The organism is Robertmurraya sp. (assembly GCF_036676585.1).
In the GTDB taxonomy this organism is placed as follows: domain Bacteria; phylum Bacillota; class Bacilli; order Bacillales; family Cytobacillaceae; genus Robertmurraya_A.
The window spans coordinates 26,387-47,442 of the sequence record NZ_JAKFCQ010000189.1 but is presented as its reverse complement, the minus strand read 5'-3'; the positions used below and the strand labels follow the sequence as shown (position 1 = coordinate 47,442).

23 protein-coding genes are annotated in these 21,056 nt (G+C 38.5%); 19 read left to right on the top strand and 4 right to left on the bottom strand.

Annotated elements, in window-relative coordinates:
• Nucleotides 1–4: 4 nt before the first annotated feature.
• Nucleotides 5–2,104 (bottom strand): peptidoglycan-binding protein, encoded by a 2,100-nt coding sequence (locus ACGLXV_RS23685; protein WP_391560553.1) that lies wholly within the window; start codon nt 2,102–2,104, stop codon nt 5–7.
• A gap of 127 nt (nt 2,105–2,231) precedes the next feature.
• Here ACGLXV_RS23685 and ACGLXV_RS23680 point away from each other — a divergent pair, with 127 nt between their 5' ends.
• The 3 genes from ACGLXV_RS23680 (at nt 2,232) to ACGLXV_RS23670 (ending at nt 5,388) form a co-directional block, all read left to right on the top strand.
• On the top strand, nt 2,232–2,738 hold the full coding sequence (locus tag ACGLXV_RS23680) for a GNAT family N-acetyltransferase (protein WP_391560552.1): 507 nt from the start codon (nt 2,232–2,234) through the stop codon (nt 2,736–2,738).
• 121 nt (nt 2,739–2,859) lie between these two features.
• Nucleotides 2,860–4,326: a phytoene desaturase family protein gene (locus ACGLXV_RS23675; protein ID WP_391560551.1), complete on the top strand. Its 1,467-nt coding sequence runs from the start codon at nt 2,860–2,862 to the stop codon at nt 4,324–4,326.
• Nucleotides 4,327–4,410: 84 nt separating this feature from the next.
• On the top strand, nt 4,411–5,388 hold the full coding sequence (locus ACGLXV_RS23670; protein WP_391560597.1) for a DUF3231 family protein: 978 nt from the start codon (nt 4,411–4,413) through the stop codon (nt 5,386–5,388).
• Between the two features lie 42 nt (nt 5,389–5,430).
• Here the strand turns inward: ACGLXV_RS23670 and ACGLXV_RS23665 are convergent, their stop codons facing one another.
• Together ACGLXV_RS23665 and ACGLXV_RS23660 are read right to left on the bottom strand one after the other, a co-directional pair.
• The gene (locus tag ACGLXV_RS23665) at nt 5,431–6,402 is read right to left on the bottom strand and encodes an alpha/beta hydrolase (protein ID WP_391560550.1); all 972 of its coding nucleotides are present in this window, start codon (nt 6,400–6,402) and stop codon (nt 5,431–5,433) included.
• Between the two features lie 12 nt (nt 6,403–6,414).
• Nucleotides 6,415–6,948 carry a helix-turn-helix domain-containing protein gene (locus ACGLXV_RS23660; protein WP_119708421.1) on the bottom strand — a complete coding sequence of 178 codons (534 nt, stop codon included), beginning with the start codon at nt 6,946–6,948 and terminating at the stop codon, nt 6,415–6,417.
• Between the two features lie 218 nt (nt 6,949–7,166).
• On the opposite strand from ACGLXV_RS23660, the gene ACGLXV_RS23655 reads away from it, so the two are divergent.
• The 7 genes from ACGLXV_RS23655 (at nt 7,167) to ACGLXV_RS23625 (ending at nt 11,785) form a co-directional block, all read left to right on the top strand.
• The gene (locus tag ACGLXV_RS23655) at nt 7,167–7,388 is read left to right on the top strand and encodes a hypothetical protein (protein ID WP_240390565.1); all 222 of its coding nucleotides are present in this window, start codon (nt 7,167–7,169) and stop codon (nt 7,386–7,388) included.
• Nucleotides 7,389–7,449: 61 nt separating this feature from the next.
• A complete protein-coding gene (locus ACGLXV_RS23650) occupies nt 7,450–7,893 on the top strand; it encodes a hypothetical protein (protein ID WP_391560549.1) in 444 nt (147 codons plus the stop codon).
• Nucleotides 7,894–7,912: 19 nt separating this feature from the next.
• Complete coding sequence (locus ACGLXV_RS23645) at nt 7,913–8,446, top strand: GrpB family protein (protein ID WP_391560548.1); 534 nt, start codon at nt 7,913–7,915, stop codon at nt 8,444–8,446.
• A 162-nt stretch (nt 8,447–8,608) separates the two neighbouring features.
• Nucleotides 8,609–9,307, top strand: a complete 699-nt coding sequence (locus tag ACGLXV_RS23640; protein ID WP_391560547.1) for a response regulator transcription factor — start codon at nt 8,609–8,611, stop codon at nt 9,305–9,307.
• A complete protein-coding gene (locus ACGLXV_RS23635) occupies nt 9,304–10,668 on the top strand; it encodes a sensor histidine kinase (protein ID WP_391560546.1) in 1,365 nt (454 codons plus the stop codon). Before ACGLXV_RS23640 ends, ACGLXV_RS23635 begins: the two co-directional genes overlap by 4 nt.
• A 53-nt stretch (nt 10,669–10,721) precedes the next feature.
• Nucleotides 10,722–11,282 carry a PepSY domain-containing protein gene (locus ACGLXV_RS23630; protein WP_391560545.1) on the top strand — a complete coding sequence of 187 codons (561 nt, stop codon included), beginning with the start codon at nt 10,722–10,724 and terminating at the stop codon, nt 11,280–11,282.
• Nucleotides 11,283–11,383: 101 nt separating this feature from the next.
• Complete coding sequence (locus ACGLXV_RS23625) at nt 11,384–11,785, top strand: PepSY domain-containing protein (RefSeq protein ID WP_391560544.1); 402 nt, start codon at nt 11,384–11,386, stop codon at nt 11,783–11,785.
• Nucleotides 11,786–11,808: 23 nt separating this feature from the next.
• On the opposite strand, the gene ACGLXV_RS23620 is transcribed toward ACGLXV_RS23625, so the two are convergent.
• Nucleotides 11,809–12,708: a Gfo/Idh/MocA family protein gene (locus ACGLXV_RS23620; protein WP_391560596.1), complete on the bottom strand. Its 900-nt coding sequence runs from the start codon at nt 12,706–12,708 to the stop codon at nt 11,809–11,811.
• 239 nt (nt 12,709–12,947) lie between these two features.
• On the opposite strand from ACGLXV_RS23620, the gene ACGLXV_RS23615 reads away from it, so the two are divergent.
• The 9 genes from ACGLXV_RS23615 to ACGLXV_RS23575 all read left to right on the top strand — a co-directional run bounded on the left by ACGLXV_RS23615 (nt 12,948) and on the right by ACGLXV_RS23575 (nt 20,971).
• On the top strand, nt 12,948–13,511 hold the full coding sequence (locus ACGLXV_RS23615) for a sigma-70 family RNA polymerase sigma factor (protein ID WP_391560543.1): 564 nt from the start codon (nt 12,948–12,950) through the stop codon (nt 13,509–13,511).
• The gene (locus ACGLXV_RS23610; protein ID WP_391560542.1) at nt 13,504–14,634 is read left to right on the top strand and encodes a hypothetical protein; all 1,131 of its coding nucleotides are present in this window, start codon (nt 13,504–13,506) and stop codon (nt 14,632–14,634) included. The genes ACGLXV_RS23615 and ACGLXV_RS23610 overlap by 8 nt, the downstream gene beginning before the upstream one ends.
• A 101-nt stretch (nt 14,635–14,735) precedes the next feature.
• A complete protein-coding gene (locus ACGLXV_RS23605; protein WP_391560541.1) occupies nt 14,736–15,542 on the top strand; it encodes a Cof-type HAD-IIB family hydrolase in 807 nt (268 codons plus the stop codon).
• A 279-nt stretch (nt 15,543–15,821) separates the two neighbouring features.
• Complete coding sequence (locus ACGLXV_RS23600) at nt 15,822–16,430, top strand: TetR/AcrR family transcriptional regulator (RefSeq protein ID WP_391560540.1); 609 nt, start codon at nt 15,822–15,824, stop codon at nt 16,428–16,430.
• Nucleotides 16,431–16,441: 11 nt separating this feature from the next.
• Nucleotides 16,442–17,053, top strand: coding sequence for a TetR/AcrR family transcriptional regulator (locus tag ACGLXV_RS23595; protein WP_119708432.1), 612 nt, complete (start codon nt 16,442–16,444; stop codon nt 17,051–17,053).
• 150 nt (nt 17,054–17,203) lie between these two features.
• Nucleotides 17,204–18,718: a carboxypeptidase M32 gene (locus ACGLXV_RS23590; protein WP_391560539.1), complete on the top strand. Its 1,515-nt coding sequence runs from the start codon at nt 17,204–17,206 to the stop codon at nt 18,716–18,718.
• 72 nt (nt 18,719–18,790) lie between these two features.
• Nucleotides 18,791–19,666, top strand: a complete 876-nt coding sequence (locus tag ACGLXV_RS23585; protein ID WP_391560538.1) for a GNAT family N-acetyltransferase — start codon at nt 18,791–18,793, stop codon at nt 19,664–19,666.
• 247 nt (nt 19,667–19,913) lie between these two features.
• On the top strand, nt 19,914–20,300 hold the full coding sequence (locus ACGLXV_RS23580; RefSeq protein WP_391560537.1) for a hypothetical protein: 387 nt from the start codon (nt 19,914–19,916) through the stop codon (nt 20,298–20,300).
• Between the two features lie 20 nt (nt 20,301–20,320).
• Nucleotides 20,321–20,971 carry a PspA/IM30 family protein gene (locus ACGLXV_RS23575; RefSeq protein WP_391560536.1) on the top strand — a complete coding sequence of 217 codons (651 nt, stop codon included), beginning with the start codon at nt 20,321–20,323 and terminating at the stop codon, nt 20,969–20,971.
• The last annotated feature ends 85 nt before the right edge of the window (nt 20,972–21,056 follow it).

The window sequence follows — 21,056 nt, the reverse complement described above, 5'->3', positions numbered from 1 at the left end:
CCTCCTATTTATTTACTGCATCTAATTTACTGAGAGTAGCTGGCCCTGCAATACCATCAGCTTTTAATTTATATTTCTTTTGAAACGCAATGACCGCATTTCTTGTTGCTGCATCGTACGTGCCATGGGCATTCCCTCTGTATACACCATTTTTCTTTAACTTGTTTTGCATATCCGTTACAGCCGAACCTTTGGAACCAGAACGCAAGGTTGGGTACTTTTTAACAGGGACTGCAGCAGGTTTTGGAACGGTAGCAACTTTGGTTGGGGCAATAACGGCATCAAGCTTTGACAAAGTAGCAGGTCCTGCGATACCGTCCGCTTTTAGCTTGTATTTTTTCTGAAAGGCAATGACCGCATTTCGCGTACTTGTATCGTATTTACCATGCACACTTCCTTTATAAATTCCCGCTTTCTTTAGTTTATTTTGCATATCCGTAACGGCTGATCCACTTGATCCCACACGAAGGGTTGGATATTTCTTTATTGGTGCTGCTACGACAGGTGCCGGTGCTCTTGGGGGCGTTACGGCTGGTTTTGGTGCTGGAGCAGGTGCCGGTGCCGGTGTTGTTGGCACTGGAGCAGAGACTGCACCAGGTGTATTTGCAGCTGGTTCACTTGTTATTGGTTGTTGAGTGGTAGGTTCGGATTGCAAGCTTTTTACTTTCAATGCTTGTCCTATAAAAATGGCATCTGCTGTTAATTGATTCCATGCTTTCAGCTCGTCAATGGTCATTTTGTAAGTAGTTGCAATTTTCCAGAGCGTGTCCCCAGATTGAACAATATGTGTAACGGCAGAAGAAGGAGCCGAACTGCCTGTTTGCTCTTTTGGCTGAGTTTCACTTACGGGAGAAACTTCCACCTGTCCATCATGTGCTAACCATGTGCGATACGATTGCCAAATGGATGAGCTTTCTTGTCCTAAGCTCCAGCTTCCCGAACCCTTAAGATTATATTTATGGATCAACTGTAATTTTGCTTTAATCGACTCATGATTTTCATACCAAATATGATACGTACCAGCAGTAAGAGTATTACCAGCAATGGTCATACTTGGGTCTCCTGGTTTAATCGTAATCGTTGCTTTAGGTGATTGTGCTTTCTCATCATAGGTTACCGTACCGCCATATTTGGCGAGCATTTCGTCAACACGGTTATTTGAAATACCCGCTCCACCTGTCGCTTCACCTTCTTTCCAGTATCGGCCATAGAACGGAATACCTAGTACGATTTTGTCGGCAGCAACTCCTTGATTCAAAGAAAATTGAATGGAGCGTTCCACCCAGCCGTAACTTGCGACAGGTCCTTGAGGGCCACCGGCATAGCTTTCATCATACGCCATAATCATTAAATAACTGGCATATTTCGCAAGCTCTTTGTAGTCATAAGAACCGTGCCAACCTTTTGTCCATCCGTTCGGGTTAGCGGCAACCGCTACCGAAATCTCCTTGTTTGCAGGAAGTTTTTCACGCAACAAGCGTACCAAGTCTGTGTAGGCTTCACGATCGATATCTGTCACATTTTCAATATCCACCTGAACTCCATCAAGATTATTTTTCACAATAAACTCGGCGATTTGAGAAGATAATTTTTCACGGTTGTTAAGCGCCTGCCGCCCTAAGGTTCGGTCCCAATGATTACTTAAAAAGGGAACGACTTTTATGCCGCGGGCGTGCATTTGAGTAACAAAAGCCGCATCAAATTGAGAAGTTATTTTGAGCGATCCGTCCGCATTTAAATCAAAATAGCTTGGGGACACTTGACTTAAGTTTCCTTGTGTTTTATCAACTTGAGAGATATAAGAGCTCGTATTTCCAAAATACAAATAACTCATGTTAAAAGTAATTTCGTGAGCGGAAGTTCTTAATGAAGGGAAGTTAGCAAGAATCATAACACCAGAAACAACTAGAACCCTTGCAAACTTTAATCCAGGGAATTGCTTCTTTACAAAGACGTTTGCCGATTCTTGCAAAGTTTCAACGTTTTCCTCACCAATTTCCGAACTAAACTCAGTTAGTAAATTTTGTTTATCTAATTTCATATGTACAATAACTATAATCTGACCAGCGTGTTCTTTTAGTTCAATCTCTGAAAATTCATACATTATCTTCATCACCACCTGGTGTTAGTATGTTCTATCTGCTATTTAATCATTAAAAATACATAAGCGAGAACGAAAGGTTCCTTGGTATAATAAGGATATAAAGAAGCTTATTAGGGGAGAGGACAAAATGATGATTCGTAAAGCCTTACCAACAGATGCAAAGGGCATCGCCAGAGTTCATGTTGATAGCTGGCGAACCACATATAAGCATATTTTTCCTGAAGATTACCTACAATCACTAACGTATGAAAGTCGAGAAGAATTATGGAATGGTGTAATCCCTAACGGATATGTATATGTCGCTGAAAATCATCAAGGGGAGATCGTTGGCTTTTCTTCAGGTGGGAAAGAAAGAACAGGAGACTACCCAGGGTATGAGGGAGAATTATATGCCATTTACATTCTTCAAGAGTACCAAGGGAAAGGGATTGGACGCCAATTAGTGAAGCCTTTAATTAAACAATTTACTAATGATGGAATTGATTCAATGACGGTATTTGTATTGGAGGAGAATCCTTCAAAGCATTTTTATCAATCACTCGGAGCGATAGAAATTGACCGACTTCAAGATACATTAGCTGGGAAAGAAGTAATTGAACTTGTATATGGATGGAAGGACTTATCAATCGTATAAAGGATGTGTGTGGCTACTAACCATACACATCCTTTTTTTAAGGTTGCATATTTAAAATTGTAATCTAAACCCATTCCGTTGAAAATAAATACAACAATATCCCATAGAGGAGAATAATGATATGAAACCATCAGTTTGTATTATTGGCGCAGGAATGGGTGGGTTAACCGCCGGTGCCTTTCTAGCCAAAAATGGATTTGACGTTACCATACTTGAAAAAGCAACAAGCGTAGGGGGTTCTGCGGGATTTTATACGAGAAAAGATAGACGATTTCCAACTGGAGCTACCGTTGCATTTGGACTGGAGGAAGATGGTGTGCTTAACAAATTACTGAATGAGCTCAATATTCATCCACCAACAATGGAGCTTCTTCACCCGATGGATGTTATTTTACCAGATCGAAAGGTTTCGATTTACAAAGATAAAATGCGATGGGAAAGAGAATTACAAATAAGGTTCTCAGAAAGAGAAAAGGACGTTCTATTATTTTGGAAAAAGCTTGAACAGATCGGTGAAGACGTTTTATCAGTCACAAAAAGTGAAGTTTCTTTGCCCATACAACGAATGTATGATGTAGGAAGTTTCCCCTCATTTGCCTTAAAAAATCCTTTATCAGTAACAAGGCTTGCCAAGTATGCGTCATGGACTGTTGAGAAGCTATTAAAAACATATAATCTGCATACTTATCTCCCGTTAAGACAGTTTCTTGATGCGCAGTTGATTGATGCTGTTCAAACTGAAGTATCAGAGGCCGCACTGTTGCCTTCCAGTGTAGCATTAACCATCTATAGGAAAGGAAGTTTCACCATTGAAAATGGAATTGGCCAACTTTGCGAACTACTGAAGGACTATATAATCCAATTAGGTGGTCATGTGTATCTTTCTTCTCCCTTGACAAAAGTACAATATGATCAAACTACTAAGTTTTGGCAAGTGGAAAGTAAAAAATGCAACGAATCATTCTCCACCATCATCAATAACTCCGGAATCTCTTTTGGTGATTACACTTCCTATGAAGGTAGTGATATCTCATGGGGTGCTTTTCGAATTGATGCCATTTTAAGGATAGAGGTGGCTCATCTATTACAGGGAAACGCACTTCCGTTTGCATTCCAAATTGTCTCCGACAATCCTCAGTTGGAAAAATATTGTCACAATCCTATTTATGCTACGTTCCATGAATTCCAAAGTGGAGGGGAGGATCACTTGGCTGAAGTGTTGATGAGCATTTCTGTTCACACAGAAGATAAAAGATGGATTCAGTTGTCAAAGGAGTCTTATAAGAAAGAAAAGAACTTTCTGATGGACCTATTAATGCAAGAAGTAGAAAAGGTTTTTCCATACAAAAAGCATCTTTTATTTGCTGAAGCCGGAACACCAATTACGTACAAAAGATTCGTCGGAAAATCAAAGGTTGGAGGTTTTCCTTTAACCGTAAAGAATGCTATATGGAGACCAAGAAGCTTCCGTACAAAACTTCCCAATTGGTATATCGTCGGGGAACAAGCCTTTCCAGGACCAGGAACGTTATCTGCTGCACTAAGCGGATATTATGCGTCTAGAGCAATCATAAAAGAATATTCATAAAAAGGATATAAAACTCATTAAAATAATTTGTTTCGCAAACAATAAGAAATAAAGATTTTAATGAGAGGGCGATCATAGTTGAAAATGCAAATGGATTTGACCGCAAGTGAACTAGGCTATCTTTGGTCGATGTACCAGTCCCTATCCATGAATATGTGCATTCTAAAGTATTTTGACCAAATTGTAGAAGATGAAGAGATTAAGGGGTTAAATAAGGAAATTTTAGCATGTTGTCTGACTGCACAAGGTGAAATAACCACGATTATGAATAATGAAGAATTTCCGATTCCTGTTGCCTTTACGGATCAAGATGTAAACTTACAAGCAGACAAACTATTTACAGAGCCACTTATCCTTTATTATCACTGGTTTGTTTCAAAAGGAAACTTAAATTATTCATCCATTGCTTTGAATACCATTGCTCGGGATGACATATTCACTTTATTTAAGCGATTCAATACTGAATCTTTAGAATTATTGGATAAGGCAAGAAGTTTTTTACTCGAAAAAGGATTATGGATTCGACCACCATATATCCCGATACCAAGTGAGGTTCAATTCGTTCAAAAACAAAGCTACTTAACGAAGTGGCTTGGGGAGCATCGTCCGTTGACAGGACAAGAAATTTCAATGATATTTTATAATATCTTAACGAATGAATTAGGACTCACGGTAATGAAGGGTTTTATTTCAGTCACAGATGACGAGCCTTTCAAATCCTATATGATAAAAGGCAAAGAAATAGCTACAAAGCATAAGAACGCGTTAAGTGAGATATTTCAGAAGGAAGAAATTTCTACTCCGGGTGCATGGAGCGTGAGTAACACATCTTCCAAAACAGCTCCTTTTTCAACAAAGCTAATGATTTCTCTTATCAGTTTCTTAAACTCTCAAGGAATCGCCAACTATGGTGTGGCTTTAACAAGTTCAATGAGAAGTGATATTTTCAGAACCTTTACTAGCCTACTGGCAGATGTTGCCAGGTATGCCGAAGATGGAGCGAATATATTGATTGAACATGGATGGTTTGAATCTCCACCACAAGCACCAAAATTAACGTAAATAAGAAACGACCACCTACAAAAGGATGGTCGTTTCTTATATTTATGAGATAAAGTGGCTTAGATTTTTCGCATCTAAAAATTGTTTCTCTACCCAATTTCGTAATAGCTTCTCTAATTCCGGATGGAGGGGTAGGGTAGACTCAGCGATTATATCTTTCTTAACGGTTAGCATATGAGAGGTCTGAGCTTGAAACTTCAGTGAATGACCCATATTCTCCACGATATAATATTCAGAATCACCTTTTACAAAGCTAGCTAAATCCTCTAAAACCGCAGGGTTTGCTTGAATATCTCTAGCGCCCGTAATCGCTAGGACGGGACAAGAAACCTTCGCTAGATCCTCCCGTACATTGTAGGCAAAATGTTCACGCATCCATTTTGCATTAATGGTCTGAAATTGAACCTTCATAGTGTCCTCTTTTGATCCTAACACTTTTTGCATGAAAGCCTGAGCCTGTGGTTCCACTTTTTTATCTATTTTAAATAAGCGCAAAACGAACCCAATAAACCCTTTGGCACTCCTCATATCAACAGCCGCAATGTCTCTTTGTCTTTTCAATGCCTCTTCTAATCGCTCCACAGCACCTGCAAGTAAAATTAAACCTGCCATTGGTTCTCTGGCTGCAAGTGCTGTGCCAATCATAGAACCCTCACTATGACCAACAACGATGACTTGGTCTGCATCAACACCATCCTGCATTTTTAAAAACTGGACGGCTGCTTGCGAATCGTCCACAAGATCCCAAAGACCTGTTCGGTAATAATCACCTTCGCTTTTACCAACTCCGCGTTTATCGTAACGTAAAGTAATAAATCCAAGCTCTGTAAAAAACTGTGCGAGCTGTTTGTATAATTTAAGATCTAGCTTTTTATTTACTTTTCCATCACGATTCAGCTTTCCAGTTCCAGGAATAATCAATATGGCTGGAGACTTTTCCTGATCACGGTCAGGAAGGGTAAGGCTACCACTTAAATTAACTTTGCTTTGAATAACAACCTCTGTTTCTCTCATGAACATCTCTCCCTATTCATTTGGTTCTGGTATGATGATATTGGCAAATGTTCGTTTCTTTCTATTTGGTGCTTGCTTATTCGTCAGGACCTTTGAATACACTTTCCCGAGCTCTTGTAGAAGGGAAGTGAACTCTTCGTCAGATAAATAAAGGGGGGCCTGCCGTAATGAAACTCCGTCCTTTACAAAGTCCACCTTCTCCTGTGATACGTACCTTTCATATTCAGCCATGATATTAGCGATATACTTCATGAAAAGGGCCATGTATTGTTCTTTACTATAGTTAGCTAGATCGTCTGTCCCCAAGTTAACTTCCTTTGGTTGAAGAGCGTACCATTTTTCTACCGTTCCCCGTATTTGTTGCTCATCTACTACAAACACAACTTTTGATTCAAATAGTTTTTTTAAATGACGATAAAGGGTCGCTTGAGGAATGTCTGGCATACGTTCCTTCATTTGTTGAACAGTTAAGGGCTCGCTAACAAGCGACTGGATAATTCTCATGCGAACAGGGTGTAGGATCACATCTGCTTTTGATTCACTCATAAAAGCTACTCCTTACTAAAATATATTATCAATATCGATAATGATAATATAAACGTTTTTTTGATGAAAGTAAAGAACAATTCAAGAATAGAGACGTGCTACGTGATGCTATCATAGTGCTAGCAAGATTCTATCCGTGTGCTTCCTATGGTGAAACCTGTATAAGCAATCGAGGGATGTCCATACTAATATCAGTTTATAATGAGGAGGGATGTTGTGTGAAGCACGACCATGACCATGGAGAAGATTCCATGACTCGAAAAACACTAAAGCAAACTTTAGAAGAAACACTTGAACTTGAAAATCAGCTTTTACGCACATATGCCATTACCGCAGAAGCGATTCATGAAGACCATGAGCTTAAAACACGACTACATAATATGGCAGAAGGAAACGCAAAAAGAGTTAATCAAATTGAGTATGAGCTTGAAAAGTTATAAAATGGTAAAGGGTGCACGAGTTCATTGCACCCTTTTATTTCGACATAGAGGAGAGATGAGGATGAGTGCTTCATGGTTATTTGTTCTTGCATCCGCAATAGCGGTAGTGGGCATTTCTTTTGCCTTTAACAAAATGATGCATCAGGTCCAAGAAAAAGTGGAAAAAGGAGAACAACTAGACCTGAATACGATGCAAGCAGCGCAAACGAAGTTTTTTATTCAAGTAGCAATGGCTGAAGCGATCCCTATTTTAATCATTGTTTATGCATTTACATTAATTGGTCAGGTAGTTGAGACAAATGTTGTTGTTCCACTCGTAGTCATTATTGGAATCCTTGTTGTTGCATTTGTTTCTCTTCTTCGTATCAGAAGGGATATGATGGGAGCTCCAAAGATGAATCAAGAATCAGTAGGAATGGTAAATACATTATTCTTTATCGGAGCAGCATTGCTTTCTGCCATCCCAATCGTTTCAATTGTAGGGATCATGACTGCAAGCTCGTAAAAAAGGACGGAATCATTTTATGCGTAAAACAAATATCGTACCATGGTCGGAAGAGTGGGCTAGAGTTTTTGAAAAAGAAGCTGAGGTTCTTAATAACATCTTTCAAGATAATGTGATCGACATTCATCACATAGGAAGTACCTCCATTAAAACAATTGGTTACGCCAAGCCTATTATCGACATATTGATGGTCGTACATGACATATCAAGTGTTGACCATTTAAACCCTTCCATGCTCGAACTTGGCTATGAAGCAAAAGGAGAAAACGGGATACCTGGAAGACGATTCTTTCAAAAGGGTGGTGACCATCGTACCCATCATGTCCATGTTTTTCAAGAAGGAGATAAACAAATTAATTTTCACCTAGACTTTAAGAAGTTTTTACTACAACACCCTGATCAAGCTGCCAGATACAAACAAAAAAAGCTAGACCTAGCCACCAAATACCCCAATGAACATCATCGATATCAAGAAGGAAAACAAGACCTTGTTTCAGAGCTGGCAGAGCTCGCCAAACAATGGGGAGAAGAAATTCGAACATTGAGAGATTAATAGTCTTCCTAATGAATTTCCAGACGTCTTAGCCCTCCATTTGATTTTGGAGGGTTTATCTTATGCACTTTTCCCCTTAAATCTTTACTCCGATACACAAATTAAGTAAACATCCTCCATTTATGATAAAATGACGGTAAATTCCATCTTTTGGAGGTTTTAATGGATAAGCCAAAGGTGTTAATTATTGAGGATGAAGAAAAGATTGCCCGTGTTCTTGAGCTTGAACTATCTTATGAAGGATATGAAGTGAAAACAGCTTTAAATGGTTTAGAAGGTTATCAGTTGTTTCAATCAGAAACTTGGGACGTCATTCTATTAGATGTGATGCTTCCTGGTATTAGTGGTATTGAACTTTTACGGAGGATTCGATCCGCACAGACAACCGTATCGGTTATCATGTTAACCGCAAAGGATTCTGTTGAGGATAAGGTGTCTGGACTTGATCTTGGGGCAAACGACTATATGACAAAACCTTTTCAAATTGAAGAACTGCTAGCAAGAATTCGTGTGTGTCTGCGCAATAAACAGCCGATTCTCGATAAGGGGTCTGAATCCAACTGGCTTATTTTCTCTGATTTAAAACTAAGCGAGACGACACACGAAGTGATGAGAGGGGAAGATCGGATCGAATTGACTCCAAGAGAATTTACGTTACTTTCACACCTCATCAAACACCCACGCCAGGTGCTAAGCCGAGAACAGCTTTTAAACGGTGTGTGGGGTTATGATTATTACGGTGACACCAACGTTGTTGATGTTTACATACGCTATTTAAGAAATAAAATCGATAAGCCTTATTCTACGAATTTAATTCATACGATTCGTGGCGTTGGTTATGTTCTTAGGGAAACAGAATGAAACTTAAAAATAAAATCAATTTATCTACAGCAGTCATGTTCATTGTTCTGTTAATCATTATTGTATTAACGATTTATCTCTCTTTTAGCGCAATGGCGAAGAACCGTGAAATAGACAGAGTATATGAAGAGGCGAAACAGGCAACTACCGGTATTCACCAGTCGGATGCGTCTGTTCCCGTCCAAGAGCTTCTCCGAGCGTATGTACCCGTAGATGGACTTCTACAAATTGTAAAACCAGATGGAAGCCCAGGGGCAGGGTCAGCAGCCGATTCAGCACAACTATCGGAATTACGAAATTTACCCGTAACCTACTACGGCAAAGAAGAGAAGAAAATTATTAACAACAACGGAAGTTCCTTTGCCTTTGTATCACTCCCGATCGTTTGGTTGGATGGTGAAATTGTTGATCTACAGGTAATGGTAAGTTTACACTCCACCGATGAAATGCTTCACATATTAAAACTTCTTCTCATTGCTGTCACTTTTTTAGCAACCATTCCTGCCGTGATTTCGTCGAGGCTATTAGGAAATGTCATCACTAGACCGATAACATCCATGATTCACACCATGAAGGAAATACAAAATAGTGGTCATTTTAAAAGACTTCCATTACCGAAGAAAACAAATGATGAACTTTACCAAATGGGAGATGCATTTAATAAAATGATCGAATTATTAGAGGTGAATTATCAAAAACAAGGAGAGTTCATTAGCAATGCTTCTCACGAACTTAAAACACCTTTAACGGTGATTGAATCTTATGCCACTTTATTGCGTAGAAGGGGGAAGGAGAGGCCGGAAGTGTTCGATGAATCCGTTCATGCCATTCTTTCTGAAACAGAACGGATGAGGGATTTAACCAATAATCTTCTTTTATTAGCCAAGCATGACGAGCAATGGCAAGTGAACAAAGAGAAAATAAAACTATCATCGTTGGTTCAAGAAATTGCTCACTCCTTTCAACATGCGTACCATCGACAAATACATATCAATATTGAAGGACTTCCCGTTGTCGAAGCTGATTACCAAAGGCTCAAACAGCTTATCTATATTTTCATGGATAATGCGCGGAAATACAGTGATGAAATCATAGAATTACGGTTATATACTAAAGAGAATCTTGCTTTATTGGAAATACAGGATTTTGGAATTGGGATTCCTGCTCCTGATTTAGAAAAGATATTCGATCGTTTTTACCGGGTAGACAAAGCAAGGGAGAGAAAGACGGGCGGCTTTGGATTGGGCCTTTCCCTAGCCAAAGAGTTAGCAGAGGCAATGAATATAAAGCTTCAAGTAGAAAGTAGGGAAGGATACGGTACAACAGCTCGTATTCTTTTCAACACCACTATCTCTCAGTAAATTCTCATTTTTCACATGTATACTAGTGTCACTATACAAACGGAGGGAGAAAAATGAGGCTAAATAAATGGGTCATCATCATTATTTTTCTAGGTGTAATCACAATCATTGCTGCAGTCTTTCTACAAACCTCTTCATTTGCCGGTCAAATGAGCGCTACTGAGGCCGAAGAAAAAGTAAAACAATTGTATACAGGCGAAGTGATATCAACACTTGAAAAGGACGGTCGTTTTCATATTACTCTGTCATTATCAGGTGGGGAGTATGAACTTGTCCTTGATCGAGAGTCAGGGGACATTTTAAGAATGACAAAAACAAAAAATTCTCCAAATAATAACTCTGACACCTCAACTGATCAAGGCAATCAGGTGGCAGAGGAAGAACCCGTGGAACCAACCCCATCGAAGGAGGAGCCTCCAAGTCAGATTACGGAACAAGAAGCCATAGGGATTGCATTAGAAAAAATGGCTGGAACAGTGGAGGAAGTTGATCTCGAGGAATCAAACGGCATCTCATATTATTTAGTTGAGATTGAAGCAAATGACCAGCAGGAGGCCACCATACAAGTTCACTCCATTACAGGTGAAATCATAAGTGTCACATGGGATGATTAGTACCTTTCTTTTCGTTTTCTCATCAATTTCTCATTTTCTTATCTGAGTTTCCTCATTTTTGCTGGCTATGATAAGAGTATCAACAGTAAGGAGGAAACAAAATGAAAAAGAGAAACGCATTATTAATTGGTATTGCAAGCTTCGTGGTACTAGGTGGAGCACTCGGGGTAGGAGCGATCGATAAAATGGATGACGATTCGATAAAGAGTGTCACGGATATGGGAACAACTAGCCATACTCCAGAAACTACACAAACAAATGTACAAACAGACGATAGCTCAACTGTATTATCTCAAGAAGTGAAAATTACCCAGGATGAGGCCATCGCCATAGCATTAAAAGAATCACCAGGAACAGTAACAAAAGTCGAACTTGACGATGAGAACGAATACGAAATTGAAATCCGAGATGGTGACAAGGAGATTGACTTTGAAATTGACGCCATGACAGGAGAAATTAGAGAGATGGATACTGACTTTTTCGATGACAGAGATGATGATTAATTCAATGAAATACCCCCACATTTTCACAAGTGGGGGTATACTAATTTCATGACTAATTGTTGTGATTTTAACGCTTCTTCACCATCAACTGACGGCGTCATATCATTTTCAACGCAATGAATAAAATGATGGATAGCATCTTCAAATCCGCGTTGTTTCAGTGTGGAATCCCAAGAGCCTGGGTAAGAAGTAGAGATGGTATCACTAGCTTCCCTCTCAGTCGTATTCATATTCTTTACACGTATGATCGCCCCGTTCGTCACTAGCTCCAATTGCTCCAATCCCGTACCAGCATTTCGATGCATAGCCGTCGTCATTTGGATCCCATCTTTTTTGGAGAATGTATGCTGGCCAAAAACCATCTCGTTTTTTTCATTTTTATGTAAGGTTCCATGCTGAAGAATAAGATCACCATCAGCCAACCAACGGACTGTATCAACAAGGTGCAAGTAATCATCTAACATCGTAAACTCTAAATCATGTGGTCCAACGCTATTTGCACGATGCTTCTCAAATCTCGCCCATGCAAGATCTTTCGATTGTTCCTTCGCTTTCACATACATAGGAGCAAAACGACGATTAAAGCCCACCATTAATTTGCAGCCTGATGAATGCTGTAACTCCACCAATTTCTCCGCTTGATCGAGAGTAGCCGCTAACGGCTTATCCACGTATACATGCTTGCCTTTTGAAAGCAGAGTAGTGATAATGTCAAAATGTGTAGCTGTTGAACTATGAACAAACACCGCATCACACGCATCAGCAACAGAAGTAACACTTGAAAAATCCTCAATCCGATATTGCTTACAAATCAAACTTCTCTTTTCTTTGTTCGGGGTAAAAGCACCAACAAACTCCCAATCTGTCTCTCTAGATAGAATAGGCAAATATGCCTTATGTGCTATATTGCCAAGCCCAACCATTCCAATTTTTAACTTCAAGTTATACCACCCTTTACCATTTATGTACTTCTTTCATCATATAGAGAGTGTGGAACGTCCGTCAACCATTGTGGTTTTCAATATTTTACCTAAGGAAAAAATGTCCTCCTATTTTTTTACATGCTATAGTAAAAAAAGTGAAACCGTTTCGTTTGCTGCCTCGTCTAACGCATGGAAATCAAATAAGGTAGTAGTTTATTAAAAAAGGAGGGGCTTATATTTTGAGCTTAGAAAAAGAAATAGAACAAGCCCTAGTAGGAATATATGAACGAGAAAAAATTATCGAAATGGTGATGGATGCGTACGGAACCAAGTTAAAACGAATGATTTACTCCTACGTAAAAGACTGGGAGGTTGCCAGTGATCTTACTCAAGAAGTATTTATCACAGTTTATGAGAAACTATTATCGTTTAAACAGCGTTCATCTTTCAAAACATGGATTTACACCATCGCGATCAATAAAAGCAAAGACTACCTAAAAAGCTGGCATTATCGAAATCTTGTGATCAATGAAAAGTTATTCTTTTTTAAACAGAGTGGGGAGAAATCACCAGAGGACCTGCTCTTGCAACAAGATGTACGCTCAGAACTCGCAAAAGCCATTATGGCCATGCCTGTAAAATACAGAGAAGTTTTTCTGCTCCATTATTATCAAGATTTTACTTACAGTGAAATTAGTGACGCCCTCCATATACCTTTAGCAACGGTAAAAACAAGACTATTTCGAGGAAAAGAAAGATGCAAGCAATTCTTAACTAATGAAAGGGGAGAACAACATGGCTGACATTCATACACAGGTGAAAGAGGCCGTTCATACGACAGCTTCTGAAAAATCGGTTTTCACAGAACTAGAAAAGCAACGCGTTCTCCGAAAAATACGATCTGGAGATACACAAAGCGCAAAAAAGTCTAATCAATTTGTTCCAAGGATGGTCACTACTATTGCTGTTGCGGGATTTTTATTATTTATCGGAGGAATCATTGGATCAAATCTCCAAAGCAGGAACATAGCATCACAAAGTGACACTAAGGCGGTTGCAGAAAAATTTTACCCTAACCTCCAATATGGTGAGGTGTTAAATGGCTGGAGTCTCCTTAATAAAGGTCCATACGAAGGCGCAAAAAGTGAACCAAGCGGATTATTGCATGCTGTTTTTCAAGGTGAAGCACAAATTACTGGTACTTTAAAATATTATGATATAGATGATTCAGAGCGCCCGGATCAAATTTTGTTTACCCCGGATAAGCTTTCCTTACAATCATTGCCTGTAGAAGAGGGTAGACATCCAGACCTTACTTTCGCATCAAATGAGCAACGTAAACTAAAAGCCGTGTTCGGGCTTGGTACCAATCGCATGGATATAGGGGAAGTCACACTCGTTGTTGACAACTATACTGCAAGGTATATAAAAGGAAAAACTCTACCAGATACTGTAGGTTTAAAGGAAATTGTCCTACCGGAAGAACCCGAAGTCCAATCCACACCTTTTCATATTCAAGTGAATCAAGGTCAGAAACTGGAACTATCAGCCGTTCTTCTTGATCGCTATGAACAATTCAAGGTCACCAAAGATAAACAGGCTTTAAGTGGATTATCCCCTTCAGAGGTTTTCCAGCTTTACTTCTATGCAGAGGAGCTGCAGGATTACGAAACTCAATATTCACTTTTTATTGACGATGAAGAATACTTAAGAGTGTTCGAAACGTATGAGGATTATCTTACTGCCAAACAACAAAACCCTAGCACAGGCTTGTTAGAACAAGTAAAAGCAGGAACCTTGTTCGAGCATGTAATCGATGAAACTTCGGCTTCAGTTAGTATAGAAGCAGAAACAACAGGCTTATCGTTCGGTTTCTCTAAAAATAAACATGGAATTTGGTGCGTAAACTGGCTTCCCATCCAATAATTAAAAAAATGCCACCTAATCGAATTGATAGGTGGTCGTTTTTATGTAAAAATAAGATATGTTAAAAAATATTACAAAAATTCAATTCTAGTTAGGTGTGAATGTCTGTGAAGTGTGTTGCCCTTGATTTAGATGGTACTTTGCTCAATTCAGAGCATGAGGTATCTGCAGAAAACGAAAAGACGATCCGAAAGCTTCAAGAAGAAGGGGTAGAGGTGATCTTAAATACGGGACGAGCTTATGCTGATGTTGTGAAAGTAAATGCGATTCGCGAGCTAAACTGTCCAATATTAACTCTAAATGGATCTGCGCTTTATGGGAAGGACGGTTCCTTATTATACGAAACGACGATACCTGTTCCTGTCTATAAGCAAATGCTGACTGAATTAAAAAAGCTTTCTGTCGGGATATTGGTATATACAAATCATGGAGGATTTCCTTGTACACTTCCTGGGTTAAGAGGCAAAAGTGACGAGGAACTAAAAGAACTATTCCTTACATACGATTATGACCAGATTTTACAAATCGAGGATTTGAAGATTTTCAAGTGTATTGCGGTGGTTTCTTATGAAGAGCTTGAGAGAATACAAACCGTTAAGGAGCAATTATCCGGTTTTGAAGAATTAACTTTGGCTTCATCCTTTCCAAATAACGTTGAAATCATGTCAAAAGAAGCCCATAAAGGAAAAGCGATTCAGCGCTATGCTTTGATGCATAATCATGTGTTTTCTGAGATTTACGCATTTGGTGATGGGGGCAATGACTTACCGATGTTCTCCATTGCAACAGCATCTGTCGCCATGGAGAATGCACCGGATGAAGTAAAGGAAAAAGCTACGTATGTAACAAAATCAAATGATGAAGATGGAGTATCTCACGCCATTTACCATATTTTAAAGCTTTTATAAGCTCATTTTTGTCGTTACCCTCTTGTTTTTGAGCAGGAGGGGGCGATTTTTTAAAAAATTCTTGAAAATCTCTTGTTGTTTTCTAATTTTTTTGCGATAATCAGAATTTATTTGCGACTATCGGGGATATATTTGCGATTCGAGAAATTTATTTGCGATTAAAAATTTTTAATTGCTATTTTCAGAATTTACTTGCGATTATTGAAAAATATTTGCGTTAATACTACATTTATTTGCGATCCACACCATGTATTAACCATTAATATAAAGGAGGAGCTTATGCCAATTGTTTCCGAGGAGTACAAAGAAGAGAAAAAAGAGCAGATTTTAGACAGTGCGTTTGAATGCTTTGCTAAAAAAGGCTTCCAAACTGCAACAATGGATGATATCGTTGCCCATTGTGGTATGAGCAAAGGAGCGATCTACAATTATTTTTCAAGTAAGGAAGAAATCTATTTAGACCTCCTTACACGTGCAACAGACAAAAACTTTGTTCAATACCATAAACACTTTGCCAAACATCGAACAGCTAGCAGCAAAATAGATTATCTGTTTAACGCTTATTTGTCTGCAAATCCCATTGACCGCAATCGATTAGAATATATCGTTGTTTTCTACGAATTTAATCTTCATAGCACAAGGGATCCTGACCTTCTTCAACAGCTTCATGAAAGAAAAAGAAAATTGGTGACCTTAGTGAATGACATCATTCAAGAAGGACAACAGCAGGGTGAATTCAAACAAGATATTCCATCTCAACTTTACGCTGAAAGATTTTGGACGATAATCGATGGAGTCAATCTTCATGCGGTATACGATGATTTTCCTTATTACGATGTGTTGAGGGAATTAAAAGATATGTATTTAGAAGAATTAAAGTCGGAATAAGGGAGGGTACTATGCCAATCGTATCTGAAGAACATAAGAGACAAAGAAGAAATCATATTTTATTGAGTGCACAGCATTGTTTTGCAGAAAAGGGCTATCATATCACGTCAATGGATCAGCTTGTTCAACATTCAGGCCTTTCAAGAGGAGCAATTTACAACTATTTTAAAAGCAAAGAAGAAATATATCTAGAGCTTATGAAAGGGATTGTCACTAGAGAAATAGAGCCAATCGAGTCGTATATTAAGACCCTTCCTACAAATCTTGAAAAAATAGCCTATCTGTTTGATCATTATTATCAGCTTGAACCAATGTGTGAAGAGCAAAAGGAAGCATTTTTCGTACAGCTTGATTTTCAATTATCAGCTTCTAGAAACCCTGACATGATGGCCATTCTAGATGAATTACATAAAAATATGAAGTTCGAATTAATGAAATCGATTTTACAAGAAGGAAAAGAGGCGGGAGAGCTGAAATCAAATATCCATGTTGATATTTATACTCATATGTTTTGGTCGTTCATTGATGCGGCAAATATGCAACGAATTCTTTTTCCTGAACTTCCGTACCAATCAATCCTAATGGACCAGAAACAATCCTTCCTAAATAAGATCACTAAATAGACTTGTTGGTATGTTAAAGACCCTTCTGTAAGATTACGCGCTTTTTCGCGAAAATTGACCGATTATTTTCACTTGATAATATTCTGAATGTTCCATATAATGAAAATAAACCGATTAGTCGGTTAAAAATCATTAAAGGGGTGTTCGGCTATGACTCAATCGGTTCTACATACGGCTCTTGAAAGATTCCAAGCATTGGACGAAAAAATTTCACACTTAGAAAGTATCTCTGGTCTCCTTTCATGGGATCAAAAGGTGATCGCACCAAAAAAGGGAAGAGCCCAGTTTTCAAAAGCATACGGGGCATTGCAAACGGAAATATTCGATCTTATGATCTCTCAGGAAATGGGAGAGCTTTTAGATCAGTTGTCAGAAAGCAATGAGAATTTTGATACAGTAACAAAAGCGAAAATCCGTTTACGAAAACACTTTTATAACCGTTCAAAGAGTATTCCTTCTGATTTATATAAGGAATATTCCGTCTTGTGCAGTGATGCCAATGATGCATGGGAAGAGGCACGAGAAAAAAATGACTACGGTCTTTTTCGACCTTATTTAGAAAAAATCGTAGAAATTAAAAAGAAATTCGTTGAATATTACGGGTACGAGAAGCATCCGTATGACGCATTACTTGATGAATTTGAGCCAGGCTTAACGGTAGAAGTACTTGATCCACTTTTTGCTAGCTTAAGAGAAAAGAGCATAGCACTTTTAAATAAAATTAAAGCTGCCACACATAAAACACCAGTTGAAATCGTGAAACAACCATTTTCCATAGAAAAGCAAAAAGAGTTTAACCGCTACATGCTTCCACAATTAGGATTTGATCTGGACGCTGGAAGACTCGATGAAACGGTGCATCCATTCGCACAGACGGTAAACACAGGGGATGTTCGTATTACAACTCGTTATCTAGAAAACAATGTACTTTCTGCCTTGTTCGGTACGATCCATGAGGCGGGTCATGGTATCTACGAACAGCAAATTAACTCAAAGTTAGAGGGAACCGTCTTATGCGCGGGTACTTCATTTGGGATTCATGAATCACAGTCTCGCTTTTTAGAAAATATGGTGGGACGAAGTGAAGCCTTTTGGCAGTACTTTTTGCCAAAGTTAAAGGAATTTTTCCCAACTCAGCTTCATAACGTTGAATTACAAGAATTTTACGAGGCAATTAATACGGTTCATCCGTCTTTTATTCGTGTGGAAGCAGATGAACTTACGTATAATCTTCACATTATGCTTCGGTATGAAATTGAGAAGGAATTGTTTGAAGGCAAACTAGAGGTAAGTGAACTCCCAACTGTTTGGAATAAGAAAATGGAAGAGTTTTTAGGAATTGTCCCTCCAACAGATACATTAGGTGTTCTTCAGGATGTTCACTGGTCATTCGGTGGCTTTGGTTACTTCCCGTCGTATTCGTTAGGAAATCTGTATGCGGCACAACTATTAAAAACGATGAAAAAAGAACTTCCGGAATTTGACCAATACTTAGAAGCTGGTAATTTACAGCCACTCATGAGTTGGTTAAAGGAAAAGATTCATCAGCATGGAAGCTTGTATACTCCTAATGAGTTAATTGTTTCTGTGACAGGCGAGCAACTAAATGCCGCTCATTTAGTCGAATATCTTGAAGAAAAATATAGTCGAGTATATCAGCTGTAGATGATAGAAGGGTGTGCCAAATCAAGAGTGTTTACCACTTTCAGGCACACCCTCTTTTAAGGAGAGATACCAATGCTTAAGATCAAAAGATTAAAAGATTGTGAGATTTCAGAAGCAGTAGAAGCATGGAATATTGGCTTTGAGGGATATTTTTTTGATTTAACGATGACTACCGAAAAATTTATGGCTAGAATGGCTTCCGAGGGACTATCTGATGAGTTGTCCGTTGTTGCCTTTTGGAATGATAAACCAGTCGGATTAATTGTAAATGGAATCCGAGAGTTTCAAGGAGAATTAATTGGCTGGAATGGAGGAACCGCAGTCAACAAGGACTACCGAAGCAAAGGAATCGGTAGAAGAATGCTCGAAGCCACTTTAGATATTCTTGAAGAAAATAACGTGAAAGTGTCGACGCTAGAGGCTATAAGCGAAAATAAAGGAGCCATTGCTCTCTATCAATCTCTTGGGTACGACATTATTGACCACCTCGAATGCTTAGAAAAAAAGGAAGGTCAAATACCAGCTGTCGCGTCAAACGTTTTTCAAATGAAGAGAGTTTCACCTGAAGAAATCGGTAATCTATCGTTCTATCAAGGAAAAAATCCTTGGCAAACCCACTGGCAAAGCGTCATGGATGGGGAAGCGTTGATTGCTGAAGATAACTTTGGAAATGCCATTGGATATGCTTACTTCCGTAAGATTTTTTCAGAGAAAGGAATTCATACGGGTACTACCTTATATCAATGTGAAGCAGATCGAAGCAGAAGGGATCAAAAAGAAGTCATTCAGTTTCTATTAGCAGAAGCTTTTCATACTTCCACTGACCACATTCGTCTCTATGTACCTAACCTGCCAACATTAAGTAGTTCCATTACTCATAGGGTATTAAAAGATATGGGATTTGAACCCATTGTTCATCTTGTTTACATGAAACAAATCTTAAACTAACTAATCCTCGACCTTACTCTGCAAGATGAGTAAGGTTTTTTTATGATCATTAATGAATTGTTCCTCTCTTTTCCTACATTTCGTAAAGGATCGTTAATAGTTTTGACATATCTCCTCGATATGATAATAACAAGCCCAGGATATAGCAGCCTCAGCCGAAAGAGAATCCTTGGAATTCCCCCCTCCAATGAATAACTCATTAAAAGAGGCTGCGAATCCGGTTAATAGGGAGAGGAGGTGTAGTTGATTGAAAAAGTTAAAGTGGCTGCTTTTCTTCCTTTTACTTGCAGTTGCTTTTAGTTTAGGAGTCTATACAGCTCCCTATCTAAACGGAACAACACAATGGGTTCAAACCTTGCCAAATGTAAGTAACTGGAATGTAAATTATAATCCACTACCGTTTTTAATGGCACTTAGTATGTCAACGATACTTACAATCATTAAAATTGTTACTGCGTTCATCGGATGGCTCCTTTGGAGTAAAACGAAAAAGCTGAATTTAGTTAAGATCTCAGGTTTACTATTGTTCGCTTTTTCTGTCATTTCCTTATTACCCATGTTATTTGCAGTAGGCATGATTGGATTAGCTTTATTTTTAGTAACAAAAAGTAGAAAAAGAACCATTATGGAATGAATTCGAGGAGGAACTACGAAATGGGATTATTTAAACGTTTAAAAACGATCGCAACAGCAGACTTACATGATGTACTAGACCGAATGGAAGATCCAATTGTGATGCTCAAGCAGCATCTTCGTGAAATGGAACAGGATATTGCCAAAGGTGAAGAAGCTTTGGCTAAACAATTGTTTTTCGAGAAGAAACAAGAAGCTCAATTAAATGAAACTAAAGCATTAATTGAAAAAAGAGTGGGACAAGCTGAAATAGCGGTTAAAAAAGGTGACGACGAAACAGCGAAACAATTAATCTTAGATAAAATTGAACTAGAAAAGAAGGAACAGGTTTATGCTTCACAGCTTGAAGCTCTCTCTCAACAAACAAAGAAACTAGTTCAGCAAATTGAAGATTATAAGCATAAATATAAGGAATTAAAAAATAAGCAGCAGCTTCTTATTTCAAGAGCTCATGTGGCAAAAGTGACTGAATCCATTGAACAATCATTTGCGACTTTTACTCCTGGCAGTGCCGTGAAGGGATTTGAACGTGCTGAGGAGAAGATTCTTGCTCTTGAAGCAAAATCAAAGGCAAGAGAACTGTTTCATCCGTCCGTTGACTTAAATAAAGTATATGACTACGAGCTCGAAGAAAAGGTCCAAAAAGAATTAGAAAAGATTAAGAACAACTAATACGAACACTTTGATCACTCCTTAACAAAAAGTATTCCGAAAAAATAATTTATTTAATTATTGAATTTTCAGAAAACAAATGTTA

Coding starts and splice junctions, on each gene's coding strand:
- ACGLXV_RS23650 (WP_391560549.1), top strand. CDS start 7,450: ATGAGTGCTTCATGGTTATTTGTTCTTGCATCCGCAATAGCGGTAGTG.
- ACGLXV_RS23620 (WP_391560596.1), bottom strand. CDS start 12,708: ATGGTTGGGCTTGGCAATATAGCACATAAGGCATATTTGCCTATTCTA.
- ACGLXV_RS23640 (WP_391560547.1), top strand. CDS start 8,609: ATGGATAAGCCAAAGGTGTTAATTATTGAGGATGAAGAAAAGATTGCC.
- ACGLXV_RS23630 (WP_391560545.1), top strand. CDS start 10,722: ATGAGGCTAAATAAATGGGTCATCATCATTATTTTTCTAGGTGTAATC.
- ACGLXV_RS23605 (WP_391560541.1), top strand. CDS start 14,736: ATGTCTGTGAAGTGTGTTGCCCTTGATTTAGATGGTACTTTGCTCAAT.
- ACGLXV_RS23590 (WP_391560539.1), top strand. CDS start 17,204: ATGACTCAATCGGTTCTACATACGGCTCTTGAAAGATTCCAAGCATTG.
- ACGLXV_RS23680 (WP_391560552.1), top strand. CDS start 2,232: ATGATGATTCGTAAAGCCTTACCAACAGATGCAAAGGGCATCGCCAGA.
- ACGLXV_RS23610 (WP_391560542.1), top strand. CDS start 13,504: ATGGCTGACATTCATACACAGGTGAAAGAGGCCGTTCATACGACAGCT.
- ACGLXV_RS23645 (WP_391560548.1), top strand. CDS start 7,913: ATGCGTAAAACAAATATCGTACCATGGTCGGAAGAGTGGGCTAGAGTT.
- ACGLXV_RS23685 (WP_391560553.1), bottom strand. CDS start 2,104: ATGTATGAATTTTCAGAGATTGAACTAAAAGAACACGCTGGTCAGATT.
- ACGLXV_RS23595 (WP_119708432.1), top strand. CDS start 16,442: ATGCCAATCGTATCTGAAGAACATAAGAGACAAAGAAGAAATCATATT.
- ACGLXV_RS23600 (WP_391560540.1), top strand. CDS start 15,822: ATGCCAATTGTTTCCGAGGAGTACAAAGAAGAGAAAAAAGAGCAGATT.
- ACGLXV_RS23660 (WP_119708421.1), bottom strand. CDS start 6,948: ATGAGTGAATCAAAAGCAGATGTGATCCTACACCCTGTTCGCATGAGA.
- ACGLXV_RS23670 (WP_391560597.1), top strand. CDS start 4,411: ATGCAAATGGATTTGACCGCAAGTGAACTAGGCTATCTTTGGTCGATG.
- ACGLXV_RS23585 (WP_391560538.1), top strand. CDS start 18,791: ATGCTTAAGATCAAAAGATTAAAAGATTGTGAGATTTCAGAAGCAGTA.
- ACGLXV_RS23665 (WP_391560550.1), bottom strand. CDS start 6,402: ATGAGAGAAACAGAGGTTGTTATTCAAAGCAAAGTTAATTTAAGTGGT.
- ACGLXV_RS23575 (WP_391560536.1), top strand. CDS start 20,321: ATGGGATTATTTAAACGTTTAAAAACGATCGCAACAGCAGACTTACAT.
- ACGLXV_RS23625 (WP_391560544.1), top strand. CDS start 11,384: ATGAAAAAGAGAAACGCATTATTAATTGGTATTGCAAGCTTCGTGGTA.
- ACGLXV_RS23675 (WP_391560551.1), top strand. CDS start 2,860: ATGAAACCATCAGTTTGTATTATTGGCGCAGGAATGGGTGGGTTAACC.
- ACGLXV_RS23635 (WP_391560546.1), top strand. CDS start 9,304: ATGAAACTTAAAAATAAAATCAATTTATCTACAGCAGTCATGTTCATT.